Raw genomic sequence first — 15,249 nt, forward strand, 5'->3', positions numbered from 1 at the left:
CCCGCACGTCAACCAATCACAGGCCGGTACGGATGTGTATCGGTTGCCGGCAACGGGCAGAGGCCACCGAGTTGGTTCGTGTCGTCGCGCAGCAGCGTGACGACGCCCCAGTGCTCGTGGCCGATCCCGCGAAGACCATGCCGGGACGTGGCGCTTGGTTGCATGCGAGGGCGGAGTGCATCTCCGTCGCGACGCGACGCAGGGCCTTCGCCGCGGCACTCCGGACCCCCGGTCTGACCGCGGACCCGGACGATCTCGCCGAACAGCTCGGCGTGATCACCCACTAAAGATGGCTCCTCGGAGCCGGAACAGGTTGCAGAAGACATGAGCACACCGTGAAGTCCCCACGATGAGCATGTACCGGACATAAATCGAGGCCGTAGCGGGTTAGCCGCTTGGCCTCCAGCAAAGGAGAGCAGTGGCAGGCAAAGCCCGCGTGCACGAACTGGCCAAAGAGCTCGGTGTGACGAGCAAGCAGGTGCTCGAGCGCCTGAAGGAACAGGGCGAGTTCGTCAAATCGGCGTCGTCGACGGTAGAGGCCCCAGTGGCCCGTCGACTGCGTGAATCATTCCCCGGCAAGGACGGGGGAGCCAAGGACGGCGGATCGTCGTCGGCACCCGCTCCTCGCCAGTCGGCCAAGCCCGGACCCAAGCCGTCCGGCGCGCCGAAGCCCGGTGCCGCCCCGGCAGCGCCGGCCGAGCGTCCCGCCCCGGGACCCCAGACCAGCGCACCCAAGCCGGGCGGCCCCAAGCCGGGTGGCCCGAAGCCGGGTCCCGCCCCGGTCGAGACACCCGCACCGGCGGCGGCCGAGCGTCCGAGCACGGCCCCGACCCCCGGCGCACCCAAGCCCGCGGCACCGGCACCTGCGGCAGCTCAGGCGCCCGCCGCCTCGGCAGCACCCACGCCGCCGACCAAGGCGCCGGGTCCTCGTCCCGGCCCCAAGCCCGGCCCGCGTGCTCCGCGTGTCGGCAACAACCCGTACTCGTCGGCCCCGGCTCCCGCGCCGCGCCCGGCGGCTCGTCCCGGCCCCGGCCAGGGCGGTCCGCGTCCCGGTGGCGGCCGTCCCGGACCTGCCGGTCAGGGTGGCCCCCGCCCCGGTGGCGGTCGGCCCGCTCCCGGTCAGGGCGGTCCGCGTCCCAACCCGGGCAACATGCCCCCTCGTCCCAGCCCCGGCGCGATGCCCTCGCGTGCGGCACGTCCTGACGCCCGACCGGGTGGTCGCGGCGGCGGTGCCGGTGGTGGCCGTGGCGGAGGCGGCGGCGGTTACCGCGGCGGACCCGGCGGTGGCGGCGGCGCTCCCGGCGCACCCGCCGGTGGTGGCTTCCGCGGTCGTCCCGGTGGCGGCGGCGGTCGTGGCCGCGGCGGTGCAGCCGGTGCGTTCGGTCGTCCCGGTGGCGCTCCCCGCAAGGGTCGCAAGTCGAAGCGGGCAAAACGCGCCGAGTACGAGAGCATGCAAGCTCCGTCCGTCGGTGGCGTCCGTCTGCCGCGCGGCAACGGCGAGACAATCCGTCTCGCCCGTGGTGCCTCGCTGTCCGACTTCGCCGACAAGATCGACGCCAACCCGGCATCGCTGGTCCAGGCGCTGTTCAACCTCGGCGAGATGGTGACGGCGACCGAGTCGGTCAACGACGAGACGCTCGAGCTGCTCGGCTCGGAGATGAACTACCGTGTCCAGGTCGTCAGCCCGGAGGACGAGGACCGCGAGCTGCTCGACAGCTTCGACCTCACCTACGGCGAGGACGAGGGCGGCGAGGACGACCTCGCACAGCGTCCGCCGGTGGTCACCGTCATGGGCCACGTCGATCACGGTAAGACCCGATTGCTCGACACGATCCGTAAGGCCAACGTCCGCGAGGGCGAGGCCGGCGGCATCACGCAGCACATCGGTGCCTACCAGGTGAACACCCACCTCAACGGTGAGGATCGCCTGATCACCTTCATCGACACCCCGGGTCACGAGGCGTTCACCGCCATGCGTGCCCGCGGTGCGAAGGCCACCGACATCGCGATCCTCGTGGTCGCGGCCGACGACGGTGTCATGCCGCAGACGGTGGAGGCGGTCAACCACGCCCAGGCGGCAGATGTGCCGATCGTGGTCGCGGTGAACAAGATCGACAAGGAAGGCGCCGATCCGCAGAAGATCCGCGGACAGCTGACCGAATACGGTCTGGTGCCCGAGGAGTACGGCGGCGACGCCATGTTCGTCGACATCTCGGCCAAGCAGGGCGAGAACATCGACGCACTGCTCGAAGCCGTGCTGCTCACCGCGGACGCATCGCTCGACCTGCGTGCCAACCCGGACATGGACGCCCAGGGTGTCGCCATCGAGGCGCACCTCGACCGCGGCCGTGGCCCGGTGGCGACCGTGCTGGTACAGCGCGGCACGCTCCGCGTCGGCGACTCGATCGTCGCCGGTGACGCCTACGGTCGTGTCCGTCGCATGGTCGACGAGCACGGCGAGGACGTCCCCGAGGCGCTGCCGTCGCGACCGGTCCAGGTCATCGGTTTCACCTCGGTCCCCGGCGCAGGCGACAACCTGCTCGTGGTCGAGGAGGACCGCATCGCCCGGCAGATCGCCGACCGCCGCAATGCGCGCAAGCGCAACGCGCTGGCCGCGCGCAGCCGCAAGCGGATCAGCCTGGAAGACCTGGATTCGGCTCTCAAGGAGACCAGCCAGCTCAACCTCATCCTCAAGGGTGACAACTCGGGCACGGTCGAAGCCCTCGAAGAGGCCCTGCTGGGCATCGAGATGGGCGACGAGGTGTCGCTGCGCATCATCGACCGCGGTGTCGGTGGCGTCACCGAGACCAACGTCAACCTGGCGGCGGCCTCGGATGCGATCATCATCGGCTTCAACGTCCGTGCGGAGGGCAAGGCCACCGAGCTGGCCAACCGCGAGGGCGTCGACATCCGGTACTACTCGGTGATCTACCAGGCCATCGACGAGATCGAGAGCGCGCTCAAGGGCATGCTCAAGCCGATCTACGAAGAGGTGGAGCTCGGCCGCGCCGAGATCCGCGCCATCTTCAAGTCGTCGAAGATCGGCAACATCGCCGGTTGCCTCGTCCAGTCGGGCATCATGCGCCGCAACGCCAAGGCGCGCCTGCTGCGTGACAACGTCGTGGTCGCCGAGAACCTCACCGTGTCGTCGCTCAAGCGCGAGAAGGACGATGCCACCGAGGTTCGCGAAGGCTACGAATGTGGTCTCACGCTGACCTACTCGGACATCAAGGTGGACGACGTGATCGAGACCTACGAGCTGCGGGAGAAGCCGCGCGACTGATGCGCGTCAGCTTCTGAGCTCTCTCGACCCACGTCCGTGCGCGTCGGCCCGACACCGGGCCGGCGCGCACGGCACCGCTCACGGAAGGACTCCCGATGGCTGATCCAGCACGGGCACAACGTCTGGCCAAGCGGATCTCGACGATCGTCGCGTCGGCGATCGCCACCGAGATCAAGGACCCGCGCCTGGCCTACGTGACGGTCACCGACACCCGCGTGACCAACGATCTGCACGACGCGACCGTCTACTACACGGTGATGGGCGAATCCATCGACGCCGACCCCGACTACGAGGCGGCGGCCGCGGGACTGGCCAAGGCGACCGGCGTGCTCCGGTCCAAGGTCGGCGCCGGCACCGGCGTCCGCTTCACCCCGACCCTGCGCTTCATGCTCGACACGGTTCCAGACGCGGCCCGTCAGATGGAGGAGCTCGTCGCGCGCGCCCGCGCCAACGACGAGCTCGTCGCGCGGCGGGCGGCCGAGGCATCACCGGCCGGTGACGCCGATCCCTACCGCTCGGCAGACGACGCCGGCGACGACGAGTGAACGCTTCGGCGAGTGCGGCGATCGCCGCAGAGCTGGCGTCCGCGTCGGCGGTGACCATCTGCTGTCACATCCGACCGGATGCGGACACCATCGGCAGCGGTCTCGCACTGGGACTGGCCCTCGACCGGCGCGGCGTCGACGTCGAGGTGTCCTATCCCGGTTCCGAGCAGCTGCCGGCCTCCCTCGGCGGGTTGCCCGGCAGCAAACTCCTGTGTTCCCCGAACCAGGTGGTCGGGCACCCACTGGTGGTGTCGGTCGACGCCGCGAACCTCGAGCGCCTCGACTCGCTGGGCGAGGTCTTCACCGCGGCCGACACGTCGATCACCATCGACCATCATGCGTCGAATCCCGGTTTCGGTGACCTCGACCTGATCGATCCCGCTGCCGACTGCACGTCGGTCCTGGTGCTCGACGTACTCGACGAGCTCGGGGTCGAACTCGACGCCGACATCGCCACCTGCATCTACGCCGGGCTGACCACCGACACCGGTTCCTTCCGCTGGGCCCGGCCGCAGTCCTTCCGGATCGCGGCGCGCCTGCTGGAGACCGGCGTCGACGCACGCCGGTGGAGCCGCATCCTCTTCGACTCCCACCCGTTCGAGTGGTTCGCCATGATGTCCGGCGTCCTCGCCTCGGCGAAGCTGGTCCCGTCGGCGTGCAACGGCGAGGGACTCGTCTACGCGATCGTCGACCAGAAGGCCCTCGCCGGCATGAGCTGGGAGGAGTCCGAGAGCGTCGTCGACACCATCCGGACCGCCCGCGACGCCGAGGTGGCGGCGGTGTTCAAGGAGAGCGAACCGCAGGTGTGGACGGTGTCGCTGCGGTCCAAGGAGGTCGTCGACCTCGTCCCGATCGCCCGCGCCCATGGAGGCGGCGGGCATCGTCAGGCCTCCGGCTACAGCGACACCGGCACCGCCGATGAGGTGGTCGCGAGGTTGCTGGAGTCGCTCTGAGCGACACCCGCGACGAGGCCGCGACATCTGACGAGACAGGTGTCGCCCGTATCGCGACGCTGACCGTCTCGGCGCTCGCGGTCCTCATCGCTCCACCCCTCTACCTGCTCCTCGACCTCGCGGTCGTCGGCCGCCTCGGTGGCGAGCAGCTCGCCGCGCTCGGTGTCGGCACGCTGGTGCTCTCGATCGTCAGCACCCAGCTCACCTTCCTGTCGTACGGCACGACGGCCCGCTCGGCGCGCAGGTTCGGTGCGGGTGACCGTGCCGGCGCGGTGCGCGAGGGCGTGCAGGCCAGCTGGATCGCGGTCGCCGTCGGCGTGGTGATCGTGGCGGTCTCCTATCCGCTCGCGCCGATGGTCATGCGGCTCCTCGTCGGGGCGTCGTCGCCGGAGTCGGCCGCGGTGGCCGCCGATGCCGCGCACTGGATGCGCATCGCGATGTTCGGGGTGCCGCTGATCCTGCTGTCGATGGCCGGCAACGGCTGGATGCGCGGTGTGCAGGAGACGCGCCGGCCCGTGGTCTACGTGGTGATCGGGCTGTCCCTCGCGGCCGTTCTCGTGGTCGGCCTCGTGCACGGCATCGGGCCATTTCCGCGGCTCGGCCTCCCGGGCAGCGCCGTCGCGAACGTGATCGGCCAAGGCGTCACGGGCGTGCTGTTCGCGGTGCGGGTGATCCGCGAGGCGGGCTCGTCACCGGAATCGAAGGGGTTCCGCCCCGACCGGACGATCATCGTCGCGCAGCTGGCGATGGCACGCGATCTCATCGTGCGCAGCCTGTCGTTCCAGATCTGCTTCGTCTCGGCCGCCGCGGTGGCCGCCCGATTCGGCGTCGCGCAGGTCGCGGCGCATCAGCTCGTACTGCAGCTCTGGGAGTTCATGGCGCTGTTCCTCGACTCGGTGGCGATCGCCGCGCAGGCGCTCGTCGGCGCCGCGCTCGGGGGCGGCCGCCTCAAGGTCGCCGACACCGTGGCGCGCCGCGTGACCGGGGTGTCGGTGGTCGCCGCGACCGCGATGGCCGCGGTCTTCGCGGCCGGCGCGACGCTCATCCCGCGCGTCTTCACCTCCGACGACGCCGTGCTCGACGCCATCGGTGTGCCGTGGTGGTTCTTCGTCGGCATGCTGCCGATCGCCGGCGTGGTCTTCGCCCTCGACGGCGTGCTGCTCGGCAGCGGCGATGCCGCCTTCCTCCGCACTGCGACCCTGACCGGCGCGCTCGTCGGGTTCCTGCCGCTGATCTGGCTGTCGCTGATCTTCGACTGGGGACTGGCCGGGGTGTGGTCGGGCCTGGTGGTCTTCATGGTCGTCCGCCTCGCGACCGTCGTGTGGCGCATCCGCTCCGGCCGCTGGCGGCAGACGGGAGCCGTACCCGCCTGACCCTCAGCGCTCGTCCCGGTTGTCGCCGGGGGTTCCGTCGCCGCGGGGCCGTCGGATCTGCGTCGTCCGGAAGCTCGGGTCGTCGGGTCGCCGTTGCGGCTGGGCGAGCGGGGGCGGCGGTGGCCGGTACCGCTCGGTCTCCCGCAGATCCGTCTGGCCGGCCTGCGTCCGGTAGAGCTGGGTGGTCCGGAAGCTCTCCACGTTCGGCGTGGTCGACGGCGTGCTCGTCGCGGGCGATCGGCGGGTGGCGAGGCCGATCGCGTCGCACGCCCACAGGACGAGGACGGCCGCGACGCCGAACATGGTCTCGAACGCGATCACGCCGATCCAGTAATGCAGGGGCAGGGCGACCTCGGTGGCCGTGAGGTCGACGCCGAAATCCGGTTGGTGATAGTAGGTGGCCCAGGTCCCCAGGGCGACCAGCCCGGCGGCCGGGAGCAGACCCACCCAGGTCATGGCCGTCTGTCGCCGGGCGATCGACCACACGAGGATCAGGCCGGTGAGCAGCATCGCGGTCGCGGCCATCGAGGCGAGCCGGAACACCTCCGACGACCAGTCCTGGGTGACCGAGAGATCGAGGTAGAACGGGAGCAGCGCGAGTCGCTCCAACCCGACGAACAGCAACCCGAGCAGTACTGCAACGGTGACCCGCCATCCCGACCGCGCCCACGCCGCGGTGATCACCACGAAGATCACCAGGACGCCCGCGCTCAGGCCGTACTGCGTCCACCGCTCGGTGGTGTCGCCGACGGCGAATGCCGTCACCTGCGCGACGAGGTAGGCGAGCAGGATCAGGGAGCTCACGACGACCTGGACCCACCAGGGTCCGCGACTGCCCGGGAGGCGTGATCCGCTCGGGGCGACGGGTGCGCCGTACACCGCTCGATCGTCCCACGCCGACCCGCCCCGGGCACGGTGGAATCACGACCTCTGGCACGATGGATCCTCGTGGCAACTTTGTGGGCGATCAGCGATCTGCACGTCGCCCATCGGGGCAACGAGCACATCATCGACGAGATCCGGCCGACGTCGTCGGCGGACTGGCTCATCGTGGCCGGTGACGTCGCCGAACGCACCGACGACATCGTCGACACCCTGCGCCGCCTCCGGACCCGTTTCCACACGGTTATCTGGGTCCCGGGCAACCACGAGTTGTACACCACGGCCAAGGACCCGCTGCAGGTGTTCGGTGTGGCCCGCTACGACTATCTCGTGCAGGCGTGCCGCGACATCGGCGTGGTGACCCCCGAGGACATCTACCCGCTGTTCGACCCGGGCGACGGCAGCGATCCGGTCCGCGTCGTCCCGATGTTCCTGCTGTACGACTACACGTTCCGGCCGGAGGGCACCGCCAATAAACTCACCGCGCTGGCGCTCGCGCGCGAGCGCAACGTGGTGGCCACGGATGAGTTCCTGCTCTCGCCCGAGCCGTTCCCGACCCGCGACGCCTGGGGTCGTGCGCGGATCGAGATCACGCGTCGCCGGCTGCAGGCCCTCGACCCGTCGGAGAAGACGGTCCTGATCAACCACTGGCCGTTGCGCCGCGAACCGTGTGATGCGCTCATCTACCCGGAGTTCGCACTGTGGTGCGGCAGCGAGCTGACCGCGCACTGGCACACCGAGTTCAACGCCGCGTGCTGTGTCTACGGGCACCTGCACATCCCGCGCACCACCTGGTACGACGGCATCCGGTTCGAGGAGGTGTCGGTCGGCTATCCCCGCGAGTGGAAGCGGCGCGGCCTGCCGAACCCGTTGATGCGCAACATCGTGCCGGGTGACGGCCTCGGCGAGTCCGACCTCCCCGAGCACGGGGTGCGGTTCGACCTGCCGCCCGACTACGCCGAGCGTGCCGCGGAATTCCGGGCACGGGTGGAGCAGAGGCAGGCAGAGCGCCGGACGCGACAGGCGGAACGGCAAGAACGAAAGGGCGAGCAGTGATCGAACAACTCCTCCCATCCGGGGTCGCCTCGGCGGAGGCGTTCGACGATCCGCCCGGACTGATCGCGATGCCCGCCGAGCAGGCGCTCATCGGCAAGGCCGTGGAGAAGCGTCGCCGCGAGTTCACCACCGTCCGGCACTGTGCCCGGCAGGCGCTGGGTCAGCTGGGTTACGACCCGGTGCCGATCCTCAAGGGCGACAAGGGCGCCCCCATCTGGCCCGCGGGCATCGTCGGCAGCCTGACCCACTGCGACGGATACCGCGCCGCGATCGTCGCCCACGCGATGGGGGTTCGATCCCTCGGCATGGACGCCGAACCGCACGACGCGCTGCCCGACGGCGTCCTCGAGCACACCAGCCTGCCCGCCGAGCGAGAGGTCCTCGCGACCCGGCCGGCCGGACTGCACTGGGACCGCCTGCTGTTCTGCGCCAAGGAGGCCACCTACAAGGCCTGGTTCCCGATCACCAAGCGGTGGCTGGGATTCGAGGACGCCCTCATCACCTTCGAACAGACCGCGGATACGTCCGGGACGTTCGTCTCGCGCATCCTGATCGACCCGGCCGCCTCCGACGGCGGTGCTCCGGTGATCGAGTTCCACGGCCGCTGGCTCGTCGAACGGGGCATCATCACCACGACGATCGCGATGGTCTGACATGGCCGACGCAACCATCGAGAAGGCCGGCCTGCTCATCGTCGACAAGCAGGCCGGGATCACCAGCCACGACGTCGTGTCGCGGTGCCGCAAGATCTTCGACACCCGCCGGGTCGGCCACGCCGGCACCCTGGACCCGATGGCCACCGGCGTTCTGGTCGTCGGGATCGAGAGGGCGACAAAGCTTCTCGGCCTGCTGTCGTTGACCACCAAGTCCTACACGGCGACCATCCGGCTGGGCGCCTCGACCACCACCGACGACCGCGAGGGGGAGATCCTCACCACCGCGGACGCCTCCGGTGTGACCGACGACGAGATCGCCTCGGGCGTCGCCGATCTCACCGGCGACATCCAGCAGGTCCCGGCGAAGGTGTCGGCGATCAAGGTCGACGGCCGGCGAGCGCACGCCCTGGTCCGCACCGCCGCCGACTTCGACCTCGAAGCCCGCCCGGTCACCGTGTCGCGATTCGACGTGCTCGCCACCCGACGCGACGGTGACACCGACAACGGCACCCCGGGCGTGGTGGATCTCGATGTCGCGGTGGACTGTTCGTCGGGTACCTACATCCGGTCCCTGGCCCGTGACCTCGGCGCCGCACTGGGGGTCGGGGGACACCTCACCGCACTCCGACGCACCGCGGTCGGACCCTTCACCCTTGAACACGCCCGCACGCTCGACGAGGTCCGCGAGGACGGCCGCGTCAGCCTCGACATCGACGAGGCCGTGAAGCTGTCCTTCCCGCGCCGCGACATCAGCGACGACGAGGCCGAATCCATCAGCCAGGGACGGTGGCTCGAGCCGATCGGCATGAAGGGCGTCTACGTGGTCGTCGACCCGCACGAGCAGGCCATCGCGCTGATCCAGGAGAAGGGCAAGCGGGCGAGTTCGGTGATGGTGGTACGACCCGCGACCCTGCGTTAGCGCGGGACGACGAAGATCGCGCGGGCGGCGATGTCGCCCAGGTCGATCGGCGCCGCGTCGTCGAGGGACACCGAGATGGTGCCGGCGAACGGCCGCTTCTCGGCGACGGTCACCACGCGGTCGAGGGCCACGCCCACCTCGTCGAAGTAGCGCAGCATCTCCGGATCGGTGTCGGAGATGCGTGCGATGCATCCCGACGCCCCGACCTCGAGGTCGGCGAGCAGCGCCGCGGCGGGAGTGGGGATCGAACCGTCGAGTGCGGGGATCGGGTCGCCGTGCGGATCCCGGTCGGGGAAGCCGAGTTTGGCGTCGAGCCGGGCCATCAGGCGGTCGGACACCGCGTGCTCGAGGATCTCGGCCTCGTCGTGCACCTCGTCCCAGCGGTAGCCGAGTTCACGGACGAGGAAGGTCTCGATGAGACGGTGGCGCCGCACCATGAGGATCGCGGCCTCGCGGCCGTGATCGGTGAGTGTCACCGCGCCGTAGGGCTCGTGGGAGACCAGACCCTGGTCGGCGAGCTTGCGGATGGCCTCCGACGCGGTGGACGGGGACACTCCGAGGGACTGGGCCAGCAGCTTGGTGGTGACCTTGACGTCCTCCCACTCCTGGCTGGTCCAGATGACCTTCAGATAGTCCTGGGTGACCTGTGACAGCTCGGTCACCGGACGGTCTGATCGCCATGGCATGGATCGAGCTTAGCGTCCCCTTGTCGCCTCGCCGACACCTCGTCGTCGGCATCGTGTCCGCTCGTAGGCGTGTGGCGGTGGTGGTTTGGAACTGGTGCTCCCCGTAGGCTGGTCGCGTGTTGCGATGGCGAGGTCTTGATGACATCCCCGCGGACTGGGGACGGTGCGTGGTCACCATCGGTGTCTTCGACGGTGTGCACCGTGGGCATGCCGAACTGATCCATGCCGCCACGAAGGCGGCGAAGGAACACGGGGTGCCCTCCGTGCTGATGACCTTCGACCCGCATCCGTCGGAGGTCGTGCGGCCGGGATCCCATCCGCCGCAACTGACCACGCTGACGCGACGGGCAGAACTGGCCGAGGAGCTCGGGATCGACGTCTTCTGCGTCATGCCGTTCACCCCGGAGCTCGCGGCCCGCTCGCCCAAGGACTTCGCCCACGACATCCTCGTGGAGACACTGCATGCCGCCGACGTGGTGGTGGGGGACAACTTCACCTTCGGACGCAAGGCCGCCGGCGATGTCGCGAAACTGACCGAGCTCGGCGCCAAGTTCGGCTTCGAGGTGCAGGCCATCTCGCTGTTCGGCGAACACGCGGTGACCTACTCGTCGACCTACATCCGGTCCTGCGTCGCCGCCGGCGACATGGACCGCGCCGCCGAGGCCCTGGGCCGCCCGCATCGGGTGGAGGGCGTCGTCGTCCGCGGTGACGGTCGCGGACGCGATCTCGGCTATCCGACCGCCAACGTCGCGCCGCCGATGTACGCCGCGATCCCGGCCGACGGCGTGTACGCGGCCTGGTTCACGATCCTCGGCGTCGGCCCGGCCGTCGGTGAGGTCGTCCCGGGGGAGCGCTATCAGGCCGCGGTGTCGGTGGGCACCAACCCGACCTTCTCCGGACGCACCCGCACGGTCGAGGCCTTCGTCCTCGACAAGAACGCCGACCTCTACGGCCAGCACGTCGCCGTCGACTTCGTCCACCGCATCCGCGGCATGGTCCAGTTCGACGGGATCGACGCCCTCATCGACGAGATGGGGAACGACGTCGCCAAGACCAGGGAGATCCTGGCGGCGGCCGAGACATCGTGAGCGCTCTCGGCAGGAGTCCCGCTCAGACGTCGGCGATCGCCGCGGCCCTCGCGTCGGTCGTGCTCGGCCTGGTGGTCGTGGCCGCGACGTTCATGCAATGGGTGGACCTCGCCGCGGTGGGACTCGCACCGCTCAACCCGAACGGTTTCGGCGTCCACGACGGGCGCTACGCGCAGACGCTCGGAACCCAGCTGACGCTCGGGTGGTTCACCGTCACCCTCGGTCTGCTGATCATCGTCGGTGGTCTCGCCGCCCTCTACGGCCTCGTGCGCCGGGTGGGTGCACCCCACCCGGGTTTCGCCACGGTCGCCGGGGCAGGTGTCGGCGTCGTCGTCATGGCCGGGGCGGTACCCGTGCGGCCCCTCGGGCTGACGCTGCCGCTGGGGCAGATCGGGGCGACATCGGCGGCCGCCGACGTCGGTGAACCGACCGTCGGCTTGTTCCTGATGCTCGCCGCGGCCCTGACCTCCGTTGTTCTCGGACTGATCGGCGTCTCGCTGACCGGGCGAGGCGCCGAGCGTCAACCGGCCCGACGCCTGCTCGCCATCGCGATCGTCGTCGGTGCGGTCATCGGCGTGGTCGCCGTCGCCCTGGTGTGGTGGTGGCTCGGCCGTGACGCGGCCATCAGCATCCATGGACTCGGGCCGGTCCCGCACGGATTTGGGGCGGGACCACTCCGGCAGGTAGCCTGATCAGTCGGTGTTGCTGCAGTCCGCGGTGGCGCACCAGATGTATCTGAGACGCGGCACTGAGAAACAGGAGTATCTCCATGGCTTTGACTGTCGAGCAGAAGAAGGAAATCCTCAGCGAGTACGGTCTGCACGAGACCGACACCGGTTCGCCCGAGGCCCAGGTCGCTCTGCTGACCAAGCGCATCGTCGACCTCACCGAGCACCTCAAGCAGCACAAGCACGACCACCACAGCCGCCGCGGTCTGCTGCTGCTCGTCGGCCGTCGTCGTCGCCTGCTGAAGTACGTCGCCAAGGTCGACATCAACCGCTACCGTTCGCTCATCGAGCGCCTCGGCCTGCGTCGCTGATCGCGGACCGCGACAACAGACTCACCACCGGCCATCTCCCGAACGGGAGGTGGCCGGTTTGTCATATTGAGGTATTGACAGGGCGCGGTGATAGGCTGACAACGGATCGTTGCCGTGAACTGATGGCAGTGCGTGACGACGAGCCAGATCGGTCCTCGGTAGTGGCCGCCGGAACAATGGTTCCGGCCGCTTCGATCGAAGGCCGTCTGAGCACTCAACCGGGCGCGAAACGTCGCGCCATTCACCCGCTGCCGTATTTTCTCGGCGCGTTCTGGGTCGGTCCGATCCGCGCGTGCGACGAGCTCCACAGCACGACTGCACCGGCATTCGGTGCACGCTGCGCACCTCGCGATGACCACCCTCAACCGCACAAGCGGCCATCTCTGCGTGGCCGCGCATCACGACGGCCGCTAACGGCAGCCGCTACGAAGGGATTCCACCCCACATGACAGATGTGAACACCACCGAAGAATTCACCGACGAGTACGACGACGCCATCACCGAGGCCACCGCGATCATCGACAACGGGAGCTTCGGCACCCGCACGATCCGCTTCGAGACCGGACGCCTCGCCCTGCAGGCCGCCGGCTCGGTGACCGCGTACCTCGACGACGAGAACATGCTGCTCTCGACCACCACCGCGTCGAAGCACCCGAAGGAGCACTTCGACTTCTTCCCGCTGACCGTGGACGTCGAGGAGCGGATGTACGCCGCCGGCCGCATCCCCGGATCGTTCTTCCGTCGTGAGGGCCGTCCGTCGACCGACGCGATCCTCACCTGCCGTCTGATCGACCGCCCGCTGCGCCCGTCCTTCGTCGACGGCCTCCGCAACGAGATCCAGGTCGTCGTGACCGTGCTGTCGCTCGACCCGAACGACCTCTACGACGTCGTGGCCATCAACGCCGCGTCGGCGTCGACCCAGCTCGCGGGTCTGCCGTTCTCCGGCCCGGTGGGCGGCGTGCGTGTCGCGCTCATCCCGACCGAGGAGAACAAGGCCGGCCAGTGGGTGGCGTTCCCGACCGTCGAACAGCTCGAGGGCGCCGTGTTCGACATGGTCGTCGCGGGCCGTATCGTCAGCGGTGAAGGCGATTCCGCCGACGTCGCGATCATGATGGTCGAGGCCGAGGCCACCGACAACGTCATCGACCTGATCGCCGGCGGTGCCCAGGCGCCGACCGAGGCGATCGTCGCCGAGGGCCTCGAAGCCGCCAAGCCGTTCATCGCCCGCCTCTGCGAGGCACAGAAGTCGCTGGCCGCAGCCGCTGCCAAGGACACCGGGGAGTTCCCGCTGTACCCGCCGTACCAGGACGACGTCTACGAGGCCGTCGCCGCCGCCGCGACCGAGCGCCTCTCGGAGATCCTCACGATCCCCGGCAAGCAGGAGCGCGACGACAAGACCGACGAGCTCAAGGCCGACATCCTCGCCCAGCTCGGCGAGCAGTTCGAGGGTCGTGAGAAGGAGATCGGCGGCGCCTACCGTTCGCTGACCAAGAAGCTGGTGCGCCAGCGCATCCTGACCGACCACTTCCGCATCGACGGTCGTGGCATCACCGACATCCGCGCACTCTCCGCCGAGGTCGGCGTGATCCCGCGCGCCCACGGCAGTGCGCTGTTCGAGCGTGGCGAGACCCAGATCATGGGCATCACCACACTCGACATGGTGAAGATGGCGCAGCAGATCGACTCGCTCGGACCCGAGACGTCCAAGCGGTACATGCACCACTACAACTTCCCGCCGTACTCGACCGGTGAGACCGGCCGCGTCGGTTCGCCCAAGCGTCGCGAAATCGGGCACGGAGCGCTCGCCGAGCGTGCCCTCATGCCGGTGCTCCCGAGCGTCGAGGACTTCCCGTACGCGATCCGTCAGGTCTCGGAGGCCCTGGGCTCCAACGGTTCCACCTCGATGGGTTCGGTCTGCGCCTCGACCATGTCGCTGCTCAACGCCGGTGTGCCGCTGCGCGCCCCGGTCGCCGGCATCGCCATGGGCCTGGTCTCCGACACCGTCGACGGCGAGACCCGCTATGTCGCACTGACCGACATCCTCGGCGCCGAGGATGCCTTCGGCGACATGGACTTCAAGGTCGCGGGCACGAAGGACTTCGTGACCGCTCTGCAGCTCGACACCAAGCTCGACGGCATCCCGTCGCCGGTGCTCGCGGGTGCGCTCAGCCAGGCCAAGGACGCCCGGCTGACCATCCTCGACGTCATGGCCGAGGCCATCGACGAGCCCGACGAGATGAGCCCGTTCGCACCGCGGATCACCACCATCAAGATCCCGATGGACAAGATCGGCGAGCTGATCGGCCCCAAGGGCAAGACGATCAACGGCATCACCGAGGAGACCGGCGCCAACATCTCCATCGAGGACGACGGCACCGTGTTCGTCGGCGCCTCCGATGGCGTGAAGGCACAGGCTGCGATCGACCGCATCAACGCGATCGCCAACCCGCAGCTGCCCAAGGTCGGCGAGCGCTTCCTCGGCACCGTCGTCAAGACCACCGCGTTCGGTGCGTTCGTGTCGCTGCTGCCGGGTCGCGACGGCCTGGTGCACATCTCGAAGCTCGGTAAGGGCAAGCGCGTCAACAAGGTCGAGGACGTCGTGAACGTGGGCTCCAAGCTCCGCGTGGAGATCGCCGACATCGACGAGCGCGGCAAGATCAGCCTCGTCCCGGTCGACGAAGAGGCCGACAAGGCAGAGGCCGCAGCCGCCGAAGCGGCCACCGCCGACGCCTGAGCCGTTCTGAACTGAGGTACCCCATCGGGCCCGCC

At 69.4% G+C, this 15,249-nt stretch carries 14 protein-coding genes; 12 read left to right on the forward strand and 2 right to left on the reverse strand.

The genetic code is table 11. From position 1 onward, the window contains the following. Nucleotides 1-32 precede the first annotated feature (32 nt). The 5 genes from C5O27_RS13530 (at nt 33) to C5O27_RS13550 (ending at nt 6,154) form a co-directional block, all read left to right on the forward strand. Nucleotides 33-287, forward strand: a complete 255-nt coding sequence (locus tag C5O27_RS13530) for a YlxR family protein (RefSeq protein WP_127962923.1) — start codon at nt 33-35, stop codon at nt 285-287. A gap of 131 nt (nt 288-418) precedes the next feature. Continuing rightward, the gene (gene infB / locus C5O27_RS13535) at nt 419-3,283 is read left to right on the forward strand and encodes a translation initiation factor IF-2 (protein ID WP_127962924.1); all 2,865 of its coding nucleotides are present in this window, start codon (nt 419-421) and stop codon (nt 3,281-3,283) included. 95 nt (nt 3,284-3,378) lie between these two features. Beyond that, nucleotides 3,379-3,828: a 30S ribosome-binding factor RbfA gene (gene rbfA, locus C5O27_RS13540; protein ID WP_006359570.1), complete on the forward strand. Its 450-nt coding sequence runs from the start codon at nt 3,379-3,381 to the stop codon at nt 3,826-3,828. Beyond that, nucleotides 3,825-4,781 (forward strand): DHH family phosphoesterase, encoded by a 957-nt coding sequence (locus C5O27_RS13545; RefSeq protein ID WP_006359569.1) that lies wholly within the window; start codon nt 3,825-3,827, stop codon nt 4,779-4,781. Before rbfA ends, C5O27_RS13545 begins: the two co-directional genes overlap by 4 nt. Before the next feature lie 50 nt (nt 4,782-4,831). Next, nucleotides 4,832-6,154, forward strand: a complete 1,323-nt coding sequence (locus C5O27_RS13550; protein WP_164905357.1) for an MATE family efflux transporter — start codon at nt 4,832-4,834, stop codon at nt 6,152-6,154. Between the two features lie 3 nt (nt 6,155-6,157). On the opposite strand, the gene C5O27_RS13555 is transcribed toward C5O27_RS13550, so the two are convergent. Beyond that, nucleotides 6,158-7,033, reverse strand: coding sequence for a hypothetical protein (locus tag C5O27_RS13555; RefSeq protein ID WP_127962925.1), 876 nt, complete (start codon nt 7,031-7,033; stop codon nt 6,158-6,160). Nucleotides 7,034-7,102: 69 nt separating this feature from the next. Here C5O27_RS13555 and C5O27_RS13560 point away from each other — a divergent pair, with 69 nt between their 5' ends. From C5O27_RS13560 to truB, 3 genes are read left to right on the forward strand one after another with little or no spacing between them, the layout of a single operon-like run. Continuing rightward, a complete protein-coding gene (locus tag C5O27_RS13560) occupies nt 7,103-8,092 on the forward strand; it encodes a metallophosphoesterase family protein (RefSeq protein ID WP_208651361.1) in 990 nt (329 codons plus the stop codon). Beyond that, complete coding sequence (locus C5O27_RS13565; protein WP_035754119.1) at nt 8,089-8,745, forward strand: 4'-phosphopantetheinyl transferase family protein; 657 nt, start codon at nt 8,089-8,091, stop codon at nt 8,743-8,745. Before C5O27_RS13560 ends, C5O27_RS13565 begins: the two co-directional genes overlap by 4 nt. 1 nt (nt 8,746) lies before the next feature. Beyond that, entirely contained in the window at nt 8,747-9,667 is a 921-nt protein-coding gene (truB, locus tag C5O27_RS13570) for a tRNA pseudouridine(55) synthase TruB (RefSeq protein WP_127962926.1), read from the forward strand. Here the strand turns inward: truB and C5O27_RS13575 are convergent. After that, a complete protein-coding gene (locus C5O27_RS13575; RefSeq protein ID WP_164905319.1) occupies nt 9,664-10,353 on the reverse strand; it encodes a metal-dependent transcriptional regulator in 690 nt (229 codons plus the stop codon). The two genes, truB and C5O27_RS13575, sit on opposite strands and share 4 nt — an antisense overlap. Nucleotides 10,354-10,469: 116 nt before the next feature. Between C5O27_RS13575 and C5O27_RS13580 the strand changes: the two genes are divergently transcribed. From C5O27_RS13580 to C5O27_RS13595, 4 genes are all read left to right on the forward strand, one after another. After that, nucleotides 10,470-11,441 (forward strand): bifunctional riboflavin kinase/FAD synthetase, encoded by a 972-nt coding sequence (locus C5O27_RS13580; protein WP_075863320.1) that lies wholly within the window; start codon nt 10,470-10,472, stop codon nt 11,439-11,441. Beyond that, on the forward strand, nt 11,438-12,133 hold the full coding sequence (locus tag C5O27_RS13585) for a hypothetical protein (RefSeq protein ID WP_127962927.1): 696 nt from the start codon (nt 11,438-11,440) through the stop codon (nt 12,131-12,133). Before C5O27_RS13580 ends, C5O27_RS13585 begins: the two co-directional genes overlap by 4 nt. Before the next feature lie 77 nt (nt 12,134-12,210). Beyond that, on the forward strand, nt 12,211-12,480 hold the full coding sequence (rpsO, locus tag C5O27_RS13590; RefSeq protein ID WP_005199046.1) for a 30S ribosomal protein S15: 270 nt from the start codon (nt 12,211-12,213) through the stop codon (nt 12,478-12,480). Nucleotides 12,481-12,925: 445 nt separating this feature from the next. Next, on the forward strand, nt 12,926-15,214 hold the full coding sequence (locus tag C5O27_RS13595) for a polyribonucleotide nucleotidyltransferase (protein WP_042375766.1): 2,289 nt from the start codon (nt 12,926-12,928) through the stop codon (nt 15,212-15,214). Nucleotides 15,215-15,249 lie beyond the last annotated feature (35 nt).

The sequence above is a fragment of the Gordonia alkanivorans genome, assembly GCF_004011905.1.
Taxonomy (GTDB): domain Bacteria; phylum Actinomycetota; class Actinomycetes; order Mycobacteriales; family Mycobacteriaceae; genus Gordonia; species Gordonia alkanivorans.